Origin of the sequence: Sphingomonas hankookensis (genome assembly GCF_001619955.1) — a bacterium.
In the GTDB taxonomy this organism is placed as follows: Bacteria; Pseudomonadota; Alphaproteobacteria; order Sphingomonadales; family Sphingomonadaceae; genus Sphingomonas; species Sphingomonas hankookensis_A.
In genome coordinates this window covers 74,464-93,357 of record NZ_LQQO01000034.1, presented here as the reverse complement: position 1 = coordinate 93,357, position 18,894 = coordinate 74,464, and the positions used below count along the sequence as shown (strand labels likewise).

General features: G+C 66.6%; 21 protein-coding genes and 1 tRNA gene. 12 read left to right on the top strand and 10 right to left on the bottom strand.

Features of this window, described 5'->3' with window-relative positions:
* Positions 1-114 precede the first annotated feature (114 nt).
* Genes AVT10_RS12415 through AVT10_RS12405 form a run of 3 tightly spaced genes read right to left on the bottom strand, consistent with a single transcriptional unit; the run spans position 115 to position 3,190 of the window.
* The gene (locus tag AVT10_RS12415) at positions 115-753 is read right to left on the bottom strand and encodes a 2-dehydro-3-deoxy-6-phosphogalactonate aldolase (RefSeq protein ID WP_066691859.1); all 639 of its coding nucleotides are present in this window, start codon (positions 751-753) and stop codon (positions 115-117) included.
* The gene (locus AVT10_RS12410; RefSeq protein WP_066691856.1) at positions 750-1,619 is read right to left on the bottom strand and encodes a 2-dehydro-3-deoxygalactonokinase; all 870 of its coding nucleotides are present in this window, start codon (positions 1,617-1,619) and stop codon (positions 750-752) included. Before AVT10_RS12410 ends, AVT10_RS12415 begins: the two co-directional genes overlap by 4 nt.
* Positions 1,610-3,190: a sodium/sugar symporter gene (locus AVT10_RS12405; RefSeq protein WP_066691852.1), complete on the bottom strand. Its 1,581-nt coding sequence runs from the start codon at positions 3,188-3,190 to the stop codon at positions 1,610-1,612. The genes AVT10_RS12410 and AVT10_RS12405 overlap by 10 nt, the downstream gene beginning before the upstream one ends.
* A gap of 113 nt (positions 3,191-3,303) precedes the next feature.
* On the opposite strand from AVT10_RS12405, the gene AVT10_RS12400 reads away from it, so the two are divergent.
* Positions 3,304-4,002 carry a FadR/GntR family transcriptional regulator gene (locus AVT10_RS12400; protein WP_332307351.1) on the top strand — a complete coding sequence of 233 codons (699 nt, stop codon included), beginning with the start codon at positions 3,304-3,306 and terminating at the stop codon, positions 4,000-4,002.
* Between the two features lie 132 nt (positions 4,003-4,134).
* Here the strand turns inward: AVT10_RS12400 and fghA are convergent, their stop codons facing one another.
* Positions 4,135-4,983, bottom strand: coding sequence for an S-formylglutathione hydrolase (fghA, locus tag AVT10_RS12395; protein ID WP_066691846.1), 849 nt, complete (start codon positions 4,981-4,983; stop codon positions 4,135-4,137).
* A 107-nt stretch (positions 4,984-5,090) separates the two neighbouring features.
* Between fghA and AVT10_RS12390 the strand changes: the two genes are divergently transcribed.
* Positions 5,091-5,639 carry a pseudouridine synthase gene (locus AVT10_RS12390; protein WP_066691845.1) on the top strand — a complete coding sequence of 183 codons (549 nt, stop codon included), beginning with the start codon at positions 5,091-5,093 and terminating at the stop codon, positions 5,637-5,639.
* A 463-nt stretch (positions 5,640-6,102) separates the two neighbouring features.
* Here AVT10_RS12390 and AVT10_RS12385 read toward each other — a convergent pair whose 3' ends face one another.
* Complete coding sequence (locus tag AVT10_RS12385; RefSeq protein WP_066691844.1) at positions 6,103-7,533, bottom strand: sigma-54-dependent transcriptional regulator; 1,431 nt, start codon at positions 7,531-7,533, stop codon at positions 6,103-6,105.
* A gap of 187 nt (positions 7,534-7,720) precedes the next feature.
* Between AVT10_RS12385 and AVT10_RS17915 the strand changes: the two genes are divergently transcribed.
* The 7 genes from AVT10_RS17915 (at position 7,721) to AVT10_RS12355 (ending at position 12,583) form a co-directional block, all read left to right on the top strand.
* On the top strand, positions 7,721-7,846 hold the full coding sequence (locus tag AVT10_RS17915) for an aa3-type cytochrome c oxidase subunit IV (RefSeq protein ID WP_084401675.1): 126 nt from the start codon (positions 7,721-7,723) through the stop codon (positions 7,844-7,846).
* Position 7,847: 1 nt separating this feature from the next.
* On the top strand, positions 7,848-8,975 hold the full coding sequence (locus AVT10_RS12380; protein WP_066691843.1) for a Re/Si-specific NAD(P)(+) transhydrogenase subunit alpha: 1,128 nt from the start codon (positions 7,848-7,850) through the stop codon (positions 8,973-8,975).
* A gap of 13 nt (positions 8,976-8,988) precedes the next feature.
* Positions 8,989-9,357, top strand: a complete 369-nt coding sequence (locus AVT10_RS12375; RefSeq protein WP_066691841.1) for a PH domain-containing protein — start codon at positions 8,989-8,991, stop codon at positions 9,355-9,357.
* 110 nt (positions 9,358-9,467) lie between these two features.
* Complete coding sequence (locus AVT10_RS12370) at positions 9,468-9,821, top strand: endonuclease domain-containing protein (RefSeq protein ID WP_066691839.1); 354 nt, start codon at positions 9,468-9,470, stop codon at positions 9,819-9,821.
* 11 nt (positions 9,822-9,832) lie between these two features.
* Positions 9,833-10,111, top strand: coding sequence for an NAD(P) transhydrogenase subunit alpha (locus AVT10_RS12365; RefSeq protein WP_055757824.1), 279 nt, complete (start codon positions 9,833-9,835; stop codon positions 10,109-10,111).
* A 4-nt stretch (positions 10,112-10,115) separates the two neighbouring features.
* On the top strand, positions 10,116-11,606 hold the full coding sequence (locus AVT10_RS12360) for an NAD(P)(+) transhydrogenase (Re/Si-specific) subunit beta (protein ID WP_066691836.1): 1,491 nt from the start codon (positions 10,116-10,118) through the stop codon (positions 11,604-11,606).
* 53 nt (positions 11,607-11,659) lie between these two features.
* On the top strand, positions 11,660-12,583 hold the full coding sequence (locus AVT10_RS12355; RefSeq protein WP_066691834.1) for a winged helix DNA-binding protein: 924 nt from the start codon (positions 11,660-11,662) through the stop codon (positions 12,581-12,583).
* A 213-nt stretch (positions 12,584-12,796) separates the two neighbouring features.
* On the opposite strand, the gene AVT10_RS12350 is transcribed toward AVT10_RS12355, so the two are convergent.
* The 4 genes from AVT10_RS12350 to AVT10_RS12335 all read right to left on the bottom strand — a co-directional run bounded on the left by AVT10_RS12350 (position 12,797) and on the right by AVT10_RS12335 (position 16,526).
* Positions 12,797-12,872, bottom strand: a tRNA-Val gene (locus tag AVT10_RS12350).
* 98 nt (positions 12,873-12,970) lie between these two features.
* A complete protein-coding gene (locus AVT10_RS17910) occupies positions 12,971-14,635 on the bottom strand; it encodes an acyltransferase family protein (protein WP_084401673.1) in 1,665 nt (554 codons plus the stop codon).
* Entirely contained in the window at positions 14,550-14,798 is a 249-nt protein-coding gene (locus AVT10_RS18905) for an acyltransferase family protein (protein ID WP_066691825.1), read from the bottom strand. The genes AVT10_RS17910 and AVT10_RS18905 overlap by 86 nt, the downstream gene beginning before the upstream one ends.
* A 96-nt stretch (positions 14,799-14,894) precedes the next feature.
* A complete protein-coding gene (locus AVT10_RS12335) occupies positions 14,895-16,526 on the bottom strand; it encodes a peptide MFS transporter (RefSeq protein ID WP_066691822.1) in 1,632 nt (543 codons plus the stop codon).
* A 158-nt stretch (positions 16,527-16,684) separates the two neighbouring features.
* Between AVT10_RS12335 and AVT10_RS12330 the strand changes: the two genes are divergently transcribed.
* The 3 genes from AVT10_RS12330 (at position 16,685) to AVT10_RS12320 (ending at position 18,003) form a co-directional block, all read left to right on the top strand.
* Positions 16,685-17,263, top strand: a complete 579-nt coding sequence (locus tag AVT10_RS12330; protein WP_066691821.1) for a nitroreductase family protein — start codon at positions 16,685-16,687, stop codon at positions 17,261-17,263.
* Between the two features lie 38 nt (positions 17,264-17,301).
* Positions 17,302-17,661: a GntR family transcriptional regulator gene (locus tag AVT10_RS12325; RefSeq protein ID WP_066691818.1), complete on the top strand. Its 360-nt coding sequence runs from the start codon at positions 17,302-17,304 to the stop codon at positions 17,659-17,661.
* Between the two features lie 144 nt (positions 17,662-17,805).
* A complete protein-coding gene (locus AVT10_RS12320; RefSeq protein ID WP_126015146.1) occupies positions 17,806-18,003 on the top strand; it encodes a hypothetical protein in 198 nt (65 codons plus the stop codon).
* 41 nt (positions 18,004-18,044) lie between these two features.
* Here AVT10_RS12320 and rsmI read toward each other — a convergent pair whose 3' ends face one another.
* Entirely contained in the window at positions 18,045-18,881 is an 837-nt protein-coding gene (gene rsmI, locus AVT10_RS12315) for a 16S rRNA (cytidine(1402)-2'-O)-methyltransferase (RefSeq protein ID WP_066692754.1), read from the bottom strand.
* Positions 18,882-18,894 lie beyond the last annotated feature (13 nt).

The following is an 18,894-nucleotide window of genomic DNA, read 5'->3' as shown; positions in this document are numbered from 1 at the left end:
AATTCGCGACATCGGCGGCTATGGCTTACCGCTCGGCCGAAGCCTGCGGCGAACCTCGTGCGCTCGAGCAATCATTCCCCGTACCCCGGCCTGCGCCGGCGTGCCGAACCCCGCCTACCGCTCCAGCGCAGTCCACGCCGCGACGAACGCCCGCGCGCGCTCGCCGACCGTCGCCGCGTCCATCCCTGGCACGTACAGCGCGGACCCCAGGCCGTACCCGGCCGCACCGGCCTTGTGCCAATCCTCCAGCACCGATGGCACGACGCCGCCGACCGGCAGCATCCGCACGTCGCGGGGCAGGACGGCGCGCATCGCCTTCATCACCGCCGGGCTGGCGGCTTCGGCCGGGAACAGTTTCAGCGCCGCGGCCCCGGCGTCCAGCGCCGCGAACGCCTCGGTCGGGGTGGCGATGCCGGGCATGGCGACCAGCCCGCGCTCCGCTGCCGCCGAAATCACCGCCGTGTTGGCGTTGGGCGCGATGATCAGCGTGCCGCCTGCCGCCTCGACCTGCTCCACCTGTTCGACGCGCAGCACCGTGCCGGCGCCGACCACGGCATAGCCCTCCAGTTTCTTCGACAGGCGGGTGATGCTCTCATACGGATCGGGCGAGTTGAGCGGTACCTCGACGATGGTGAAGCCGGCGTCGATCAGCGCGTCGCCGATCGCCTCCACCTCATGCGGCTGTACCCCGCGCAGGATCGCGACCAGCGGGCAACGGGCGAAGGCGGCGTCGAAGGCGGACAGATGGCTCATGCGGACAACTTTCGGATCTGGGTGATGCCGGCGATAAAGGCGGCCTCGCACCCGCTGACAAGGGCGCGGCCGTTCAGGGTCTCGATCGCGGTGGCGTAGAGGGTGGCGAGATCGCCATCGGCGACGAGGTGGACGTCGCGGCCGTCGCCGATGCGCGCAGCGACGTCGCTGCCGATCAGCACGCCGCTGGCATAGGAGGCGGCGTCCGCATCGTCGCGCAGACCCAGCACATGCGCCGCACGGATGCCGAACAGGCTGGCGGCGAGGTCACGCTTCGCCCCTTCGCGCACGCCCTCGCGGAACGCATCCCCGGCGGCGACCGGCGCGGCCAGCTGCGGCGCGAGGACGCCACCGCCTTTCAGCAGCGCGAACAGCTCGCCGGTCATCGCGGTGGTGAAGGCCGTGACCTTGCCCCCGGTCAGCTCGACCCATTTGCAGTGCGTGCCCGGCTGGCACAGCAGCGCGTCCGCCGGAACCTGTCCGGCGAGCGCCGCGCCGAGCAGCTGCACCTCCTCGCCGCGCATCACGTCCCCGTGACCGCTGCGGGTGAAAGAAAGGCCGGGCACGATCGCCGTACGGTCGTCGATCCACGTCAACTGCGCGGCAATGTCGGCGATATCCGCCGGCACCGCGACATAGGGGGCGACCCGCCACCCGATCGTCGACCCGACCATGCCCGCCATCAGCACCGGCAGGTCGCCCAGCTCCGCCCGGATCGCGGCCAGTTCCTGCGCATAGGCATCAGCCGGCGTGGTCGACACGCCCTGCGGACTGCGCAGCGTGGCGGCGATGCGCCCGTCCTCGACCCGGTACGCACGCCGGTTGGTCGTGCCCCAGTCGATCGCGATGAACGGGCTCACCACCATGTCGCGTACAGCGCGATCAGGATCAGGACGACGCCCAGCCCGGCGACATTGAAGCCGGTCGAGGTGCCGAACGACACGCCCTGCATGGTGATGCGATTGGCATCGCCACGCCCCTTCATCGCCAGCGACAGCACGACCGCGAGGCCGAGGCTCAGCAGGAACACGATCCCCATCCGGTCCATGAACGGAATGCCCGGTGCGACCGTGCGGAACAGCCACGACAGCACGACCGACGCGATCGCCGCGCCGATCGCGCCGGCCTCGGTCGCCCGTTTCCAGAACAGGCCGAGCAGGAAGATCACGGTGATCCCCGGCGTGAAGAAGCCCGAAAATTCCTGGATGAACTGGAACGCCTGGTCCGCGCCGCCCAGCAGCGGCTTCGCGGCGAGGATCGCGATCAGGATCGCGACGGTCGCGGCGATGCGGCCGCTGCGGACCAGCTTGCGCTCCATCACCGCATCCATCGCTCCGCTCTCGCTGGTGCGCTTGGCATAGAGGTCGAGGGTGAAGATGGTCGCGATCGAATTGATCTTCGACGCAGTCGACGCGATGATCGCGGCGATCAGCGCCGCAAAGACCAGCCCGAGCAACCCGGAGGGCAGCAGCCGCATCATCGTCGGATAGGCTTCGTCGGGCTTGGCGAGGTCGGGCGCCAGCACGACCGCGGCGATGCCGGGCACCACGATCACGAGCGGCATCAGCAGCTTGAGGTATGCCGCGAACACGATGCCCTTCTGCGCCTCGGGCAGCGATTTCGCGGCGAGTGCCCGCTGGATGATATACTGGTTGAACCCCCAATAGCTCAAATTCGCGATCCACATGCCGCCGATCAGCACCGAGAGGCCCGGCAGGTCCTTGTAGAAGGGATTGTCGCGCGACAGGATCATGTCGAACTTTTCGGGCGCACGCCGCGTCAGCTCGGCGAATCCGCCCATCACCCCGGCATCGCCCCCGATCTGCGACAGCGTAAGATACGAGATGGTCAGCCCGCCGAACACCAGCAGCGTGACCTGCACGATGTCGGTCAGCGCCACCGCCTTCAAACCGCCCCGCAACTGATAGAGCAAAGCGAACAGGCCCAGCCCGACCAGCGCCACCGTCTGGTCGACGCCCGCGACCTGCGTGACGGCGATCGAGCCGAGCCAGATGATGCTGGTCAGGTTCACGAACACGTACAGCGCCAGCCAGAACACCGCCATCAGCGTGCGGATCGACGGGCCGTACCGCTGTTCGAGGAACTGCGGCATCGTGTAGATTTCGTTGCGCAGGAAGATCGGCAGGAAGAATTTGCCGACGATCAGCAGCGTCAGCGCCGCCATCCATTCATAGGAGGCGATGGCGAGGCCGATCGCATAGCCCGACCCCGCCATGCCGACGATCTGTTCGGCCGAGATATTAGCCGCGATCAGCGACGCGCCGATCGCCCACCATGGCAGCGACTTGGACGCGAGGAAGTAGTCCGAGCTGTCCTTCTGATGGCCGCCCTTGTCGCGGCTGACCCATTGGGCCAGCCCGAAGATGCCGATCGCGTAGATCACGACCACGATCAGATCGATCGTCGACAGACGCATGTTAATCCTCCACCGCCCACTGGCGCTTTGGGACAGGACAATTATACGATGAATGGCAGCTGTCCAGTACGAAGCGGCCGATAAGGGGAGAGAGAGGGACCATGGCGGTGCGGATGACCGGGATGCCCGGCGGCAATCTGACGCGCGCGACGCTCGACACTCTGGGACGCGCGATCGTCACCGGTGAATATGACGACCGCCCCTTTCCGACCGAGGCGGAGATCGGCAAGACCCATGGCATCAGCCGCTCGGTCACACGCGAAGCGGTGAAGATGCTGACCGCCAAGGGGCTGGTCAGCGCCCGCCCGAGGCAAGGGACGGTGGTCCGCCCGGCAGCGGCATGGAACCTGTTCGATCCCGATGTGCTGCACTGGCTGCTCGACCGCAAATTCTCGGTCGAGCTGCTGCGCCAGTTCAACCAGCTGCGCGTCGCGATCGAGCCGGAGGCGGCGGCGCTGGCGGCGGTCGCGGCCGATGACGACGACCTCGCGCGCATCCGGCAGGGCCTGTCACGGATGGCGGCGGCCGAGCGGGGCGAGGACGATGCGCTGGACGCCGATATCGACTTCCATGTCGCGATCCTGCTGGCGGCGAAGAACCCGTTCTACGCCCAGTTCCGCGAGATGGTGGCGACCGCGCTCAACACCTCGATCCGCTTCACCAACACGATCGTCGGCCGCTCGGCCAGCGTCGAACAGCATGGCGCGGTCGCCGACGCCATCGCCGCGCGCGACCCCCTCACGGCCCGCGCCGCGATGCGCGCGCTGATCGGCGACGTGCTGGAGCTGATCGAGCAGCGGGGGGAGGGGTAGGCCGGGCCGGCACCGCTTCCCCGAAAATAGTCGTCATTCCCGCGAAGGCGGGAATCCATACACGCCGACGCTGCGCTTCTTTCACGACCGGTCGCGGCAATGGATTCCCGCCTGCGCGGGAATGACGAAGCTCTAGCGATCCGCCTTCAACCGCTCCCCATGCCAGCGCACATGATCGGCCATGAAGGTCGAGATGAAGTGATAGCTATGGTCATACCCCGGCTGCATGCGAAGCGTGCAGTCGATCCCGGCATCCGCACAGGCCCGCGCCAGCAATTCCGGCCGCAGCTGTTCGGCCAGGAAATTGTCGGCATCGCCCTGATCGACCAGCACCTCCTTCACCCGCGCGCCATCCTCGATCATCGCCACCGCATCCGCCGCGCGCCATGCCGACCGGTCGTCGCCGAGATAGCCGCCCAGCGCCTTCTCGCCCCACGGCACCTGGCCCGGCGCGACGATCGGCGCAAAGGCTGACACCGACCGGAACCGGTCGGGATTGCGCAGGGCGATGGTCAGCGCGCCATGCCCGCCCATCGAATGGCCGGTGATCGACTGGCGGCTGCAATCGAGCATCGGAAATTCGCTGACGATCAGCGCGGGCAGCTCGTCCTCGACGTACGACCGCATCCGGTAATGCTTCGCCCACGGCTCCTCGGTCGCATCGACATAGAAACCCGCGCCCAGCCCGAAATCCCACGCGCCTTGCGGGTCGTCGGGCACGCCTTCGCCGCGCGGCGAAGTGTCGGGCGCGATGAAGGCGATCCCCGCCTCGGCGCACGCCGCACGGAACTCGCCCTTGTCGGTGACATTGGCATGGGTGCAGGTCAGGCCGGAGAGATACCACAGCACCGGCGCGCGCTGCCCTTCGTCCAGCGGCGGCACGAACACCGAAAAGGTCATCGTCGTGCCGGTGGCGGTCGATTCATGTGAATAGACGCCCTGCGTGCCGCCATGGGCGCGGGCGGTCGAAACGGTCTTCATGGGCGCTCTCCCTCGATAGGCGGACCGGGCTATAGGGCAGGGACGTGCCGCGACGATAGCGGTTCCCGCCCCCTCGACAGCGCGGGGCGGATCGCCGACAGAGCGCCATGGCGCGGCTGATCCTTCTCAACAAACCCTATGACGTGCTGTCGCAATTCACCGATCGCGGGACGCAGGGCGCGCGTGCCACGCTGTCGGACCATGTCGCGGTGCCCGGCGTCTATCCCGCCGGGCGGCTTGACCGCGACAGCGAGGGGCTGTTGCTGCTGACCGACGACGGCCGCCTGCAGGCGCGGATCGCCGATCCCCGGTTCAAGCTGCCCAAGACCTATCTCGTGCAGGTAGAGGGCGCGCCCGACGCCGCCGCGCTCGACCGGCTGCGGCAGGGCGTCGCGCTCAACGACGGCCCGACCCGCCCGGCGGAGGTGATGGCGATCGACCCGCCCGACCTGTGGGAGCGCGTGCCGCCGATACGCTTCCGCAAGAGCGTGCCCGACCATTGGCTGTCGCTCACCATCCGCGAAGGGCGCAACCGGCAGGTGCGGCGGATGACGGCGGCGGTCGGCCTGCCGACGCTCCGGCTGGTGCGCTGGCGGATCGGGCCGTGGAGTGTCGAAGGGCTGGCGCCGGGGGAATGGCGGGAGGTGGTCGCCTGACGCAGCTGATCCGTATCCCCGCGGGGGCGGGGATCCAAGCCGCGATGGATCGAAGCCGCCGGTCATCACATCTGTATCCCCGCGCAGGCGGGGATCCAGGGCGCCCGAAGCACTGGTATCGTGCCCTTGCTTGTGTATCCCCGCGCAGGCGGGGATCCAGGGTTACAAAGCGCGACGCCTGTGGCTCTGGATCCCCGCCTGCGCGGGGATACGGCCTGTTGCAGGCCGAACCCAATTCTTCGTCACTCCCGCGAAGGCGGGAGTCCATAGACGCTGACGTCCCGGATCACGCAGAACCGTTGCGGCAATGGATTCCCGCCTTCGCGGGAATGACGATGGAAGCAACCCCACCCGTCACCCCGGGCTTGACCCGGGGTCCCGCTTCTTCTGCCGCCGTAGCAAGCAAGCGGGACCCCGGATCAAGTCCGGGGTGACGACCTTTCGAAGGGGGGGCGAAAATCCCTCAAGCGGCGTTCTGGTCGATCCCCAATTCGCCCAATTTCCGATACAGCGTCGACCGCCCGATCCCCAGCCGCCGGGCGACCTCGGTCATCCGCCCGCGATAATGGCCGATGGCGAGGCGGATGACGTCGGCCTCGATCTCCTCCAGCGCGCGCAGGTTTCCGTCGGGGCGGAACAGCGTGACACCGCCCGCAACATCGTGGCGTTGCGCGGGCAGCACCGGCTGCGGCGCGCCGCCTTCCGCGATCTGTGCGATCTCGGGGAAATCGGCCCGGGTCAGCGCGTCCCCGTCGCACAGCACCGCCGCACGGAACAGCGCGTTCTGCAACTGGCGGACATTGCCCGGCCACGGATAGGTGCCGAGCAGCGCAATGGCATCGTCGGTGATCCCCAGCGGCCGCAGCCCCGGCTGCTGCGCGATCCGCGCCATCAGGTGGCGGGCCAGCGCGGGAATGTCGCCGATGCGGTCGCGCAACGGCGGGATCGTCACCTGCACGACGTTCAGCCGGTAATACAGGTCCTCGCGGAACCGTCCGGCCTCGACCTCCTGCGTCAGCGTCTTGTTGGTCGCGGCGATGACGCGCACGTCCACCTCGCGCGGATGGCGCGCGCCGACCGCATGGATCTCGCCCGATTGCAGCACCCGCAGCAGCTTCACCTGCGTCTCGAACGGCATTTCGCCGATCTCGTCGAGGAAGATCGTGCCGCCGTCCGCTTCCTGGAACCGGCCGATCTTGCGTTCGAACGCGCCGGTGAACGCGCCCTTTTCGTGGCCGAACAGCTCGCTTTCGACCAGATTGGCGGGGATCGCGCCGCAATTGACCCGCACCATCGGCTTGCGGGCGCGCGGGGATGCGGCGTGGATCGCATCCGCGACCACTTCCTTGCCGACCCCGCTTTCGCCCTCGATCAGCACCGGCACCCGCGCGCGGGCCGCCTTGGCGGCGATGGCGAGGGCAGCGCGGAATTGCGGGGCCGACCCGACGATCTCCTCGAATGCCAGCGTCATCGACAGTTTCTCGGTCAGTGGGCGCAGCTCGCCGCGCGTGGCACCACCGGCCGCGGCTTCCAGGGCGGTCAGCAGCCGTTCGGCGGCGATCGGCTTGACCAGGAAATCGCTCGCCCCCGCGCGCATCGCCGCGACCGCGCCCGCCACCGATTCATTGGCGGTGAGCAACAGGATCGGCAGCGCCGGGCGGTTGCGGCGCAATTCGGCGATCAGCGCGGTCGCATCGGCATCCGGCGACCAATGGTCCAGCAGCACCGCGTCCAGCGCCATGCCGTCGGGCGTGCCGAGCATCGCCAGCGCGCTTTCCCCATCCCGCGCGAACAGCGTGCGCCACCCGCGCCGCCCCGCGATCGCCGCGACCAGCCGCCGCTGCGCCGGTTCGTCGTCGATCACCATCAACAGCCTTTGCCCGTCGCGCGTCATATGCTGTCCATGTGTCCCTATCGTCCCGTAACGGAGCAACCATGCGCAGACGTTCGTAAAATTCGACTTAAGCCGATGACGCAATGTCGTTTCCTGCGGCCTCGGAACGGCGCGTCGGCACAGGGCTTGGCGCGCGGGTGGCGGCGCGCTAGTCTTGCGCCAAGATAACGGATCGAGAGGAGTTCCGATGGCAGTAGAAGGCCGCCCGCCCGCCCATGCCGGGACGTACAACAGCTTCCTGCGCTGGTTCACCTGGGGCACCGTGATCTGCGCCCTGATCGCCGCACTGGTCATCTATCTGATCGCGGGCTGACGTGAAGGTCGCGCTGCTCGCCGAACAGGCCGCCGGCGAACGCCGGGTCGCCGCGACCCCCGAAACGGTTAAGAAGTTGATCGGCCTCGGCGCCGAGGTGGCGGTGGAAACGGGGGCGGGGACGGCTGCGTCGATCGACGATGCCGCCTATGCCGCCGCCGGCGCCACCATCGGCGGCCGCGCGCAGATACTGGCCGATGCCGACATCGTGCTGGGCGTCGCCGCGCCCGCGCCGGAAAGCCTTTCCGGCGCAAAGCGCGGTGCATGGCTGCTGGGGAGCCTCAATCCGTTCGGCGACCGCGCGCGGATCGAAGGGTACGCCGCGCTCGGGCTGGAGGCGCTGGCGATGGAATGGATGCCGCGCATCACCCGCGCCCAGTCGATGGACATCTTGTCGTCGCAGGCGAACCTGGCGGGGTACAAGGCGGTGCTCGACGCCGCATCGGAATATGGTCGCGCCTTCCCGATGATGATGACGGCGGCCGGTACGATCAGCGCGGCGCGGGTATTCGTCATGGGCGTCGGCGTGGCGGGCTTGCAGGCGATCGCCACCGCGCGCCGGCTGGGGGCGCAGGTCAGCGCGACCGACGTGCGCTCGGCGACCAGGGAACAGATCCTGTCTCTGGGCGCCAAGCCGATCTTCGTGGAGAAGGTTGCAGGCATCGAGGGCGAAGGCGCGGGCGGCTATGCCGGCGAAATGAGCGCCGAGTATCAGGCCGCACAGGCCGAGCTGGTCTCCGCCCATATCGCGAAACAGGACATCGTCATCACCACCGCGCTGATCCCGGGCAGGCCCGCTCCCCGGCTCATCAGCGACGCGCAGATCGCCTCGATGCGGCCGGGCAGCGTCATCGTCGACCTCGCGGTCGAACAGGGCGGCAATGTCGAAGGATCGGTCGCGGGCGAGGTGGTTCAGCGACACGGTGTCAACATCGTCGGCCATCGCAACGTGGCAAGCCGCCTTGCCGCGGACGCATCGGCATTGTTTGCGCGCAACCTTTACAACTTTCTGGCCGCCTATTGGGACAAGGACGCCGGCCGCCCGATCCTGCCCGCCGATGACGAGGTAACGCAGGCGATCCGCCTGACGCAGGACGGCCAGGTGACGAACACACGCCTGACCGCTTGAAGGGGGAATATCAATGGGTCTGTTCAGCAGCCACGAGGTCGATCCGGCCGAAATCCACGAAAAATACGGCCACGCCCTGATCGCGGGGGAGGAGGTACTGGCCGCCTTCCGCTCGCTCCGCGACACCGCCTTCCTCACCAACCTGCGCTTCGTGCTGGTCGACGTGCAGGGCATCACCGGCTCCAAGATCGCCTTCCGCAGCGTACCCTATCGCTCGATCACCGGCTTTTCGGTCGAAAGCGCCGGGACGTTCGACCTCGACAGCGACCTGCACCTGTGGGTCACCGGGCAGGCGACGCCGATGGTCCTGAAGGTCAGCCGCAACGCCGACCCGGCCGCGATCCAGCGGCTGCTGGCGGAACAGGTGCTGGCGAAACGGTGAGAGCGATCACCTCCTCAAATCCTCCCCATGCGTCGCATGGGGAGGGGGACCACGCGCAGCGTGGTGGAGGGGCTTCGACGGTCCGACAGGCACGACGCCTGCGGCGCGAAATGAGCTTGCCCGAAGTGCTGCTGTGGCAACGCCTGCGACTTGAACCCTATGGCCTGAAGTTTCGGCGGCAGCATCCGATCTTGAAGTACGTGCTCGACTTCTATTGCGCGCGAGCCAAGCTGTCGATTGAGATCGACGGCGAGGCGCATGATCGGGGGAGCCGTTCTGCGCGCGACGCTGAGCGGGACGCCGTCCTCGCTGCACGGGGCCTGACCATCGTCCGCATCCCCGCCCGTGACGTGCTAGCCGACCCCGGCGCCGCGGCCGAAGCGATCGCCGAGACCGCGCTGCCCCTCCAACCCCCGGCTGCGCCGGCGGTCCCCCTTCCCAAGCATGCTTGGGGAGGATCTTGAAGGATAACTCGATGGACTTCCTCTCGATCCTGTCGATCTTCGTCCTCGCCTGCTTCGTCGGCTATTATGTCGTCTGGTCGGTGACGCCGGCGCTGCATACGCCGTTGATGGCGGTCACCAACGCCATCTCCTCGGTCATCATCGTCGGCGCGCTGATCGCCGCCGCCGCCGCGGGCGTGCCGGGGGCCAAATGGCTGGGGCTGCTCGGCGTGGTGCTGGCCAGCATCAATATCTTCGGCGGGTTCGCCGTCACCGAACGCATGCTCGCCATGTACAAGAAGAAGGGGTGAGGGGATGCACGCACCGGTCAATCCATGGGTCGCCTTCGCCTATCTGGTGGCGGGCGTGTGCTTCATCCTCGCGCTGCGCGGCCTGTCGTCGCCAGCGACCAGCCGGCGGGGCAATCGGCTCGGCATGATCGGCATGGGGATCGCGGTGCTGACCACGATCTTTACGCATCTGCCGATCGTCGGCGGACTGTCGGAGCGATCCGACCTCTATGGCGAAACGTGGAGCTATGATGTCGTCACGATCGCCGAAATCCTGATCGCCATCGCGATCGGTGCGGTCATCGGCCTGACCACCGCCAAGCGCATCGCGATGACCGCGATGCCGCAGCTGGTCGCCGCCTTCCACTCGCTAGTCGGTCTCGCCGCCGTCCTGGTCGGGATCGCCGCCTATCTGAACCCGCAGCCGTTCGGCATCGCGATGATGGTGATCCCGATGATCGGACAGCCCTTCGCGGTCATCAACCCGGTCAGCAAGGTCGAGATGGGCCTAGGAGTCGCGATCGGCGCGATCACCTTCTCCGGCTCGGTCATCGCCTTCCTGAAGCTGAACGGCTCCATGTCGGGCAAGCCGATCCTGCTGCCCGGCCGGCACGTCATCAACCTCGCCACGCTGGCCGCGATCCTGCTGCTGGTCGCGCAGTTCGCGCATACGCAGGACAGCTGGCCGTTCTGGGCGGTGGTCGTGCTGTCGTTCGCGATCGGCTTCCTGCTGATCATCCCGATCGGCGGGGCGGACATGCCGGTCGTCGTGTCGATGCTCAACAGCTATTCGGGCTGGGCGGCGGCGGCGATGGGCTTCACCCTCGGCAACACTGCGATGATCATCACCGGCGCGCTGGTCGGCTCGTCGGGCGCGATCCTCAGCTACATCATGTGCCGCGCGATGAACCGCAGCTTCATCAGTGTGATCGCCGGCGGCTTCGGCGCGACCGACAGCGGCGGGGGAGGCGCGGCGGCGATCGACCGGCCGTGGAAGCGCGGATCGGCAGAGGACGCCGCCTTCCTGATGCAGCAGGCCGAACAGGTCATCATCGTCCCCGGCTACGGCATGGCGGTGGCCCAGGCGCAGCACGCGCTCAGGGAAATGGGCGACAAGCTGAAGGAGCATGGCGTCCGCGTGAAATACGCCATCCACCCGGTCGCGGGGCGGATGCCGGGGCATATGAACGTGCTGCTCGCCGAAGCCAACGTGCCCTATGACGATGTGTTCGAGCTGGAGGACATCAACTCCGAATTCGCACAGACCGACGTCGCCTTCGTCATCGGTGCCAACGACGTGACCAACCCGGCGGCGAAGACCGACAAGACCTCGCCGATCTACGGCATGCCGGTGCTCGACGTCGAAAAGGCAAAGACGGTGCTGTTCATCAAGCGGTCGATGGGCGGGGTGGGCTATGCCGGGGTCGATAACGAGGTCTTCTACCGCGACAACACCATGATGCTGCTCGCCGACGCCAAGAAGATGGTCGAGGAAATCGTGAAGGCGATGGACTAAGCCGGCCCGTCCCTCCTATCGGCTCCCGTATACGGATAGGACAGGGGGACGGTTTGACGGCGTTCGAAGGATTTGGTGAGCCGGCAACGCGGCGGGCGATCATCGTCGCCGACGATGCGATCGCGGCGGACGATGCGGCACAGGCGGCGCGCGCGGCCGGGGTACAGCTCGGCGACACGATCGGCTTTGCCGAGATCGCCGACGCGCTCGATGCGATCCCGCATGCCGACCTGCTGCTGGTCGAGGCGGCGGGCGTCGATCCGGCGGACCTCGACCGCGCCCTGCCGCTGCTGGTCGCACGCGCCCGGCGCGACCGGGCGCAGATCGTCGCCAGCTTCCCGCTCGATGCGCTCGACATCGTGTCGCTGCACCTGCTGGGCGGCCCGGCGATCCTGTTGTGCGACGCCCGGCCCGAGGAGCGGGTTGCGGCGATTGCGCTGAGCGGCGGTGTCGCTGGCGGGATGCACGCCGCGGAGCGCGACGCCGAACGCCTGCGCCGACTGAACGCCGAGATCGCGCGTATCGCCGAAGCGCTGCTCAAGCTCAGCCGCGACGGAGGGGCCGGCGACGGCGTGCGCGACCGCGGGTCGGACTTCGTGGCGCCCCCGTCCGAAAGCGAGGCACCGGTCGAGGTCACGGCCGCAACCGTCCGCGGCGCGATCCGCGCGCGCCGGATGCGCGACCAGTATTTCCCCAGGGACCTGTTCGCCGATCCCGCATGGGACATGCTGCTCGACCTGTTCGCCGCCCGGCTGGAGGGGCTGACGGTATCGGTGTCGAGCCTGTGCATCGCCGCCGCCGTACCGCCGACGACGGCGCTGCGCTGGATCACGGCGATGACCGATGCCGGCCTGCTGATGCGCCGCGAGGATCCGAGCGACCGCCGCCGGGCGTTCGTCGCCCTCACCGCGCAGGCGGTGGCGGGGATGGAGCGCTATGGCCAGGCGGTGGCGAAGGCGGGGTTGGGCTGGGCGTAGGGAGTGTCGCCTTGGAGCGGCGCGGCAGGCCACTCATCCAGTGCCGTTCTGCGCTAGCGCAGGCCAAGGCGGCTCAGGAGCCACGCAAAAAACCGCATCGCACCCGCGCAGGCCGTCAGTCGTGGCGAAGCCGCGCCTTATGGCCTGGCTTCGACCCGCTGGCCGCGCTGGCGCATGGTGTGTGCTGCTTGCAGCCCATCCTGCGCTGCGCGGTGGTGGGCGCTGACGGGCTCGAACCGCCGACCCTCTCGGTGTAAACGAGATGCTCTACCAACTGAGCTAAGCGCCCCCTCTGCGGGAGACGTGCCGAATACCGTGGTTTAGGCAGGTTGCAACAGGGATTTCGCAACTAAGGTTCGAAATCCCCGTCCCTCTGACCGACCGGCGCTACTTGAGCGGGAACGGATGGTTACGGCGGATTCGGTCGATCATCAACTTCGACCCCTCCGCCGACAGATGACCATAATCCGATTGGACCGGATTACCGTCGGCTGTCCAAAGCGTGCAACGCCCATCAGGACAAATTGCGTCGTAGACCGAGACGTAGATTGCTCCGGTCGTGGGTACCTTCCGTTTGAACTCGGCATCGAGCGCGCGCCTGTCGGCGACACGATGATCTGCCAGTACGCTTGGATCGTTGCGATACAAGGCGGTGGCAAGGACGCGTGGTAATGCGCGGTCATATTCAGCGATCGGGCCGAATATGATGACGTGATTGGCGTAGCGACGAACGTGTTCGATCTGGCGACGCAGAGCGGGCCAATCGTCATTCGCCCAACGGGCGGAGATGATAACCGTGTCCATGCGGTGCCGGGGGAGGAATTCGTCCGTGATGAAATGCATCAAGGCCGTACAGCGACGCTCCCCGGTGGGATCGGCCACGGGGCGGCAACCCGATGCGGTCGCCTGTAGCAGGTTAAGATCCCGTTGTGCCATCATACCGGGCAGGAAATGCGCCGCATGGCTGTCGCCTAGAAGCAGATAGTTCGGTTTCGTCGACGAAATGGGGAGGCACGTATCGCGCGCATAGGATGCGAATGTGTCGCGGGTGGTAAGGAAGCAACTGCCGACGCGGAAGTTGTCATCCGCGCGATAGTTGATGAACTTTGCCACCCGCTCGACACGAGCAGGCACTTGCCAATAGGCACGTGCGACGAACGGTGTGGCAGCGGCGAAAGCGAGGACGAATAGCATCGATCCCACACCGATCGCCACGACGCGCTTTGAGGAAACGGCCTCATCGCGTTTGCGGAACGGTTGCTCGACAAACCGCCAGGACAGGGTCGCCGCTATGATCGCGATCGCGATGTAGACCAGCCGACCAGCACTGTTCCTCGGTTCGTACACCTGATTGCCCAAGACCCAAATCGGCCAGTGCCAAAGGTACAGAGAATAAGAAATCTTGCCGAAAAAGCGGGCCGGCGGGATGCTAAGCAATCGTCCTGCCAACGTACGACGGGCCGACCCCGACCAGATCAGGCACGCTGCACCAATGCACGCGGGAGCCGCATTGATTCCGGGAAAGCTGCTGATTTTGGTCAGGAGTAGCGCGCTGGCGCCGATACATCCCAGGCCAATTGCACCGACAACATCGGCGACGACGCCACCGCGCGACTCGGGAATCATGCCAAGAGCTAAAACCGACCCGATCATCAGTTCCCACGTCCGGTACTGGACGAGATAAAATGCTGCAGACGGATCGGTAGCTAGTCTCCACTGCGACAAAATCAGAGTTATGACGAGAATAAATCCGACCAAGGGCTTGAGCGCTGCAGGAAAGCGGCGATGGACAAATGCCAGCAGGGGCGGGAAGAAAATATAAAACTGCTCTTCGACCGAAAGAGACCACGTGTGAAGCAAGGCATTAAATTCGGAGGAAGCATCAAAATAGTCGAACTGAGTATAAAAATAAATGTTCGATGCAAAAAGAGCGGATGCCGCCGTGTTCTTCGCTTGCTGCAGCGTTTCATCGGGAAGTAGAATTATGGCAGACGCCCCGCCGGACGCGTCGTTCGTAAAAATCCCAGATGCTAAACCGCCCCGCCTGCGCATCGGTAAAAATGATCTTGGTAATGAGATAGCCGGAGATGACGAAAAATACGTCGACGCCGACATAGCCCCCAGGAATGAAGCGCGCGAAGCCGCAGTGAAACGCGATTACCAGCAGGACCGCGATTGCCCGTAGACCATCGATATCCTCGCGATACTTAATCATCTGCTATCCCCCCGGAATGGCGGGCGGATAGCACGAGCGGGATGCTGCTGCAATGCAGCAACACCCCGCCAGGAACTGATCAGCTTGTCGACTGCCCTATTTCTCTTCCTTCCACACATCCACACCCGCCGCCTTCGGCTCGCCGATCTCGGCCTGGCCCGCGAGGCTGTGGTCGGCATCGTCGGCCAGCGTGTCGAGGTGCATCCACCGCTTCACGATAGGGGAGAGCAGCAGCACGACCACGCCGATGCCGATCGTCCACCACCCGATGCTGTTATAGACCGACAACGTGCCTTCCTTGGTCATTTCGCCGTCATGGCCGCCGGTCGCCTCACCGATCTTGCCGGCCACGAAATTGCCGACCGCCGTCATGTAGAACCACGCACCCATGATCAGCGACGCGAGGTGCTTGGGCGCCAGCCGGTTCATCGCCGACAGGCCGACGGGCGACAGGCACAGCTCGCCGGTCGTCTGGAAGAAATAGATCAGGAAGACGAACAGCACCGGCGTCGCGATTTCCGGGCCGACGGTCCTGGCGCCCCACACGAATAGCAGGAACGAGAAGCCGACCTGCAGCAACGCCAGCGCGAACTTGGCCGGGGCGGAGGGTTCGAGATTGCGCTTGGCCAGCGCCACCCACAACGCCGCGAAGATCGGGCCGAGCAGCACGATGTAGATCGCGTTGATCGACTGGAACAACGAGGCGGGCACCCCGCCGCGATCGACATAGCGGTCGGTATAGAGGTTCAGCGAGCCGCCCGCCTGTTCGAACAGGCCCCAGAACACCGGGTTCAGCGCGATCAGGAACAGGATGGCGAACATCCGCTCGCGCGGTTCCTTGGGCAGCTTGAACGATTCGAACAGCACATAGCCGAGCAGCGCGACGCCCGAGATGATGAGCAGCGTCTCGATCACCGACTGATACTGGATCAGTGCCCAGATCACACCGATCGACGCGACGCCAAGGCCGTACAGCCCCCATTCGGTGCCCTTGGACAGCGGGCGCGGGGCCTCGCCCTGACCCTTCAGCAGCGGCTTGCCCAGCACGAACACGATCAGGCCGAGCAGCATGCCGATGCCCGCCGCGCCGAAGCCGTACGCCCAGCCATAGGTTTCCCCGAGGAAACCGGCAAAGATCACGCCCAGCGCCGCGCCGACGTTAATCCCGACATAGAAGATGGTGTAGGCCCCGTCGCGGCGCAGATCGGTGCGGCTGTAGAGCTGCCCGACGATCACCGAGATGTTCGCCTTCAGGAAGCCCGACCCGACGATGATGCAGGCCAGCGCCGCCCAGAACACGTTGATCGCGGGATCGGCCTGCTTGACGATCGGATCGGTGATGCCGGTCTGTCCCTCGAACGCCATCAGCAGATGGCCGATGGTCAGGATCACCGCGCCGAACAGCACCGCCTTGCGCTGTCCCAGATAGCGGTCGGCGAGATAGCCGCCCAGCACCGGCGTGATGTACACCAGCGAGGTATAGGCGCCGTAGATCAGGTTGGATTCGCCGTCGCCGAACAGCCAGTGCTTCGTCAGGTAGAAGATCAGCAACGCGCGCATGCCGTAATAGGAAAAGCGCTCCCACATCTCGGCGAAGAACAGGACGTACAGCCCCTTGGGATGGCCGGCGAATTCTTCGCCCTTGCTGGCCGCGGCGACGCCGCCCAGCAGCAACAGCAGGATCAGGAACCCCGCTGCGATCGATGGAATGATGGGTAGGCCGAACAAGGATGCATCCCCCGCAAAAAACTGGCGCGCCCGTCGCCTCTTATGGGCGGGGCACGCGGATTGAGCGAGCCTAACGGCGAAAATCGCGATGCCAAGCGGGATTGTTGCGAATGTGACGATGCTTGGCCTGCCGTGCCGCGGCGACTACATCGCGGCCCATGACCTTCAACGACCGCTCCACGCTGCTCGACTATCTGCGCACCCGCCGTTCGGGCAAGCCGCGCGACATGGTCGCACCGGGGCCGGGCGATGCCGAGATCGATGCGATGATCGCGATCGCCGCGCGCACGCCCGACCATGGCAAGCTCGCCCCGTGGCGCTTCGTCGTGGTGCCGCAGGACAAGCGCGCGGCGTTCGCAGCCTTGCTGCGCGAGGCGCAGGTGGTGGAGAATCCCAAGGCGACCGAAGCGCATCTCGAAGCCTGCGACCGCTTCGCGCATGAGGGCGAGGCGCTGATCGTCGTCCTGTCCGCGCCGGTCGACAGCCATATCCCGCGCTGGGAACAGGAACTGTCGGCCGGGGCGGCGACGATGAACCTGCTCCATGCCGCGCACGCCATGGGCTATGTCGCCAGCTGGCTGACGGGATGGATGGCGTTCAGCGACCGGGTGCGCGATGCCTTCGGGGGAGCGAACGACCGCATCGCCGGCTTCGTTTTCATCGGTTCGCCCGGCCGGCCGCTCGACGAACGGCCGCGTCCCGACCCGGCACGCATCGGTACGCGATGGTCCGGTTGAATGATGGACATTTTTGCCGCTTGCTGTATTAAGTCAGCATGACAGCGATCGATCATGAGGACACGCCCGTATATCTGCGCCTGCGCGCGTTGATCGCCGCCGCGATCCTGCGCGGGGAATATCGCACGGGGGACCAGTTGCCGTCGGTCCGCGCCTTTGCCGCCGAACATGGCGCCAACCCGCTGACCGTCGCCAAGGCGTACCAGACCTTTCAGGACGATGGCTATGTCGAGGTCCGGCGCGGCGTCGGCATGTTCGTGTTGCCCGGCGCCGTGGAGCGGTTGCGCATGGCGGAGCGCGAACGCTTCCTGAGCGGGCATTGGCCACGGATTCGCGCGCATATTGACCTGCTGGGACTTGACGCGCACACGCTGTTGGACGAACGCGCGCCGGCCTGACCGGGAACTGCGGCGGACCGGTGGCGGGTATGGCCTGTCGCCGCTTGCAGTCTGGAACCTTTCGTGTCCTCGTCGGTCTTTGGTACCCTTCGTAACGGAACCGTGGCGCGGTGGTGGCGTTCCCTTTTCAACAGGGAGACTGCCGTGGAACGAACCGCCTTGATGCCGACCCGCGTGCCCCTCTACGCGCTGCATGGTCGCAACCATTGCCCGACCTGCGGGGCGTCGCAATGGTTCGTCGGGCGGATCATCGCCGAATGTGCCTGCTGCGGCGATACGCTGCCGATCAACCATGCGGTTCGCCCGACCCAGATGACCGCGCTGCGCAATATCGCGGCGTAAACCCGGTCCGGGGTTACGTAAGGATGGCGGACCGGTCCGCCCTACTCCCCCTTCATCGCCATCGCCCGCGCGTACAGCTCGCGCCGGTCCAGCCCCAACGCCTTGGCCACTTCGCCCGCCGCCTTCGACGTGGGCAGCCGGGTCAGCGCCTCGCGCAGCGCCGTGTCGGCATCGTCCTGCGTCGCGGGCGCCGGGGCTCCGGGCGGGGCGACTACGATCACGATCTCGCCCTTGGGCGGCGCATCGGCATAGCGCTCCGCCAGCGCCGACAATGTGCCGGTCACGCACTCCTCGAACCGCTTGGTGATCTCGCGCGCGACGCCGCATTCGCGCTCGCCCAGCCCTTCCGCCAGCGCGGCGAGCGTCGCCGACAATCGCTGCCCGCTTTCATAGAAGACCAGGGTCGCGCGGACGCCGGCGATCTCGGCAATCGCCTCCGCCCGGGCATGCACCTTGGACGGCAGGAAGCCGGCGAACAGGAACCGGTCGGTCGGCAGGCCCGCCAGCGTCAGCGCCGCGATCGCCGCGCACGGACCCGGAATGGTGACGACGACATGCCCCGCCGCCCGCGCATCGCGCACCAGCTTGTAGCCGGGATCGGAGATCAGCGGCGTCCCCGCATCGGACACCAGCGCCACCGCCTCACTCGCCATCCGCGCGATCAGCCCCGGGCGCATCCCCTCGGCATTATGGTCGTGATAGGGGATCATCGGCCGCTTGACCCCGATATGGCGCAACAGCCCCGCCGTTACCCGGCTGTCCTCGACCGCGATCACATCGGCGCGCGATAAAATATCGGCGGCACGGATAGTTAGGTCAGCGAGATTGCCGATCGGGGTCGCGACGATGTAGAGGCCGGGGACAAGTTTTTCGGTCATCAGGGGTAGGTCC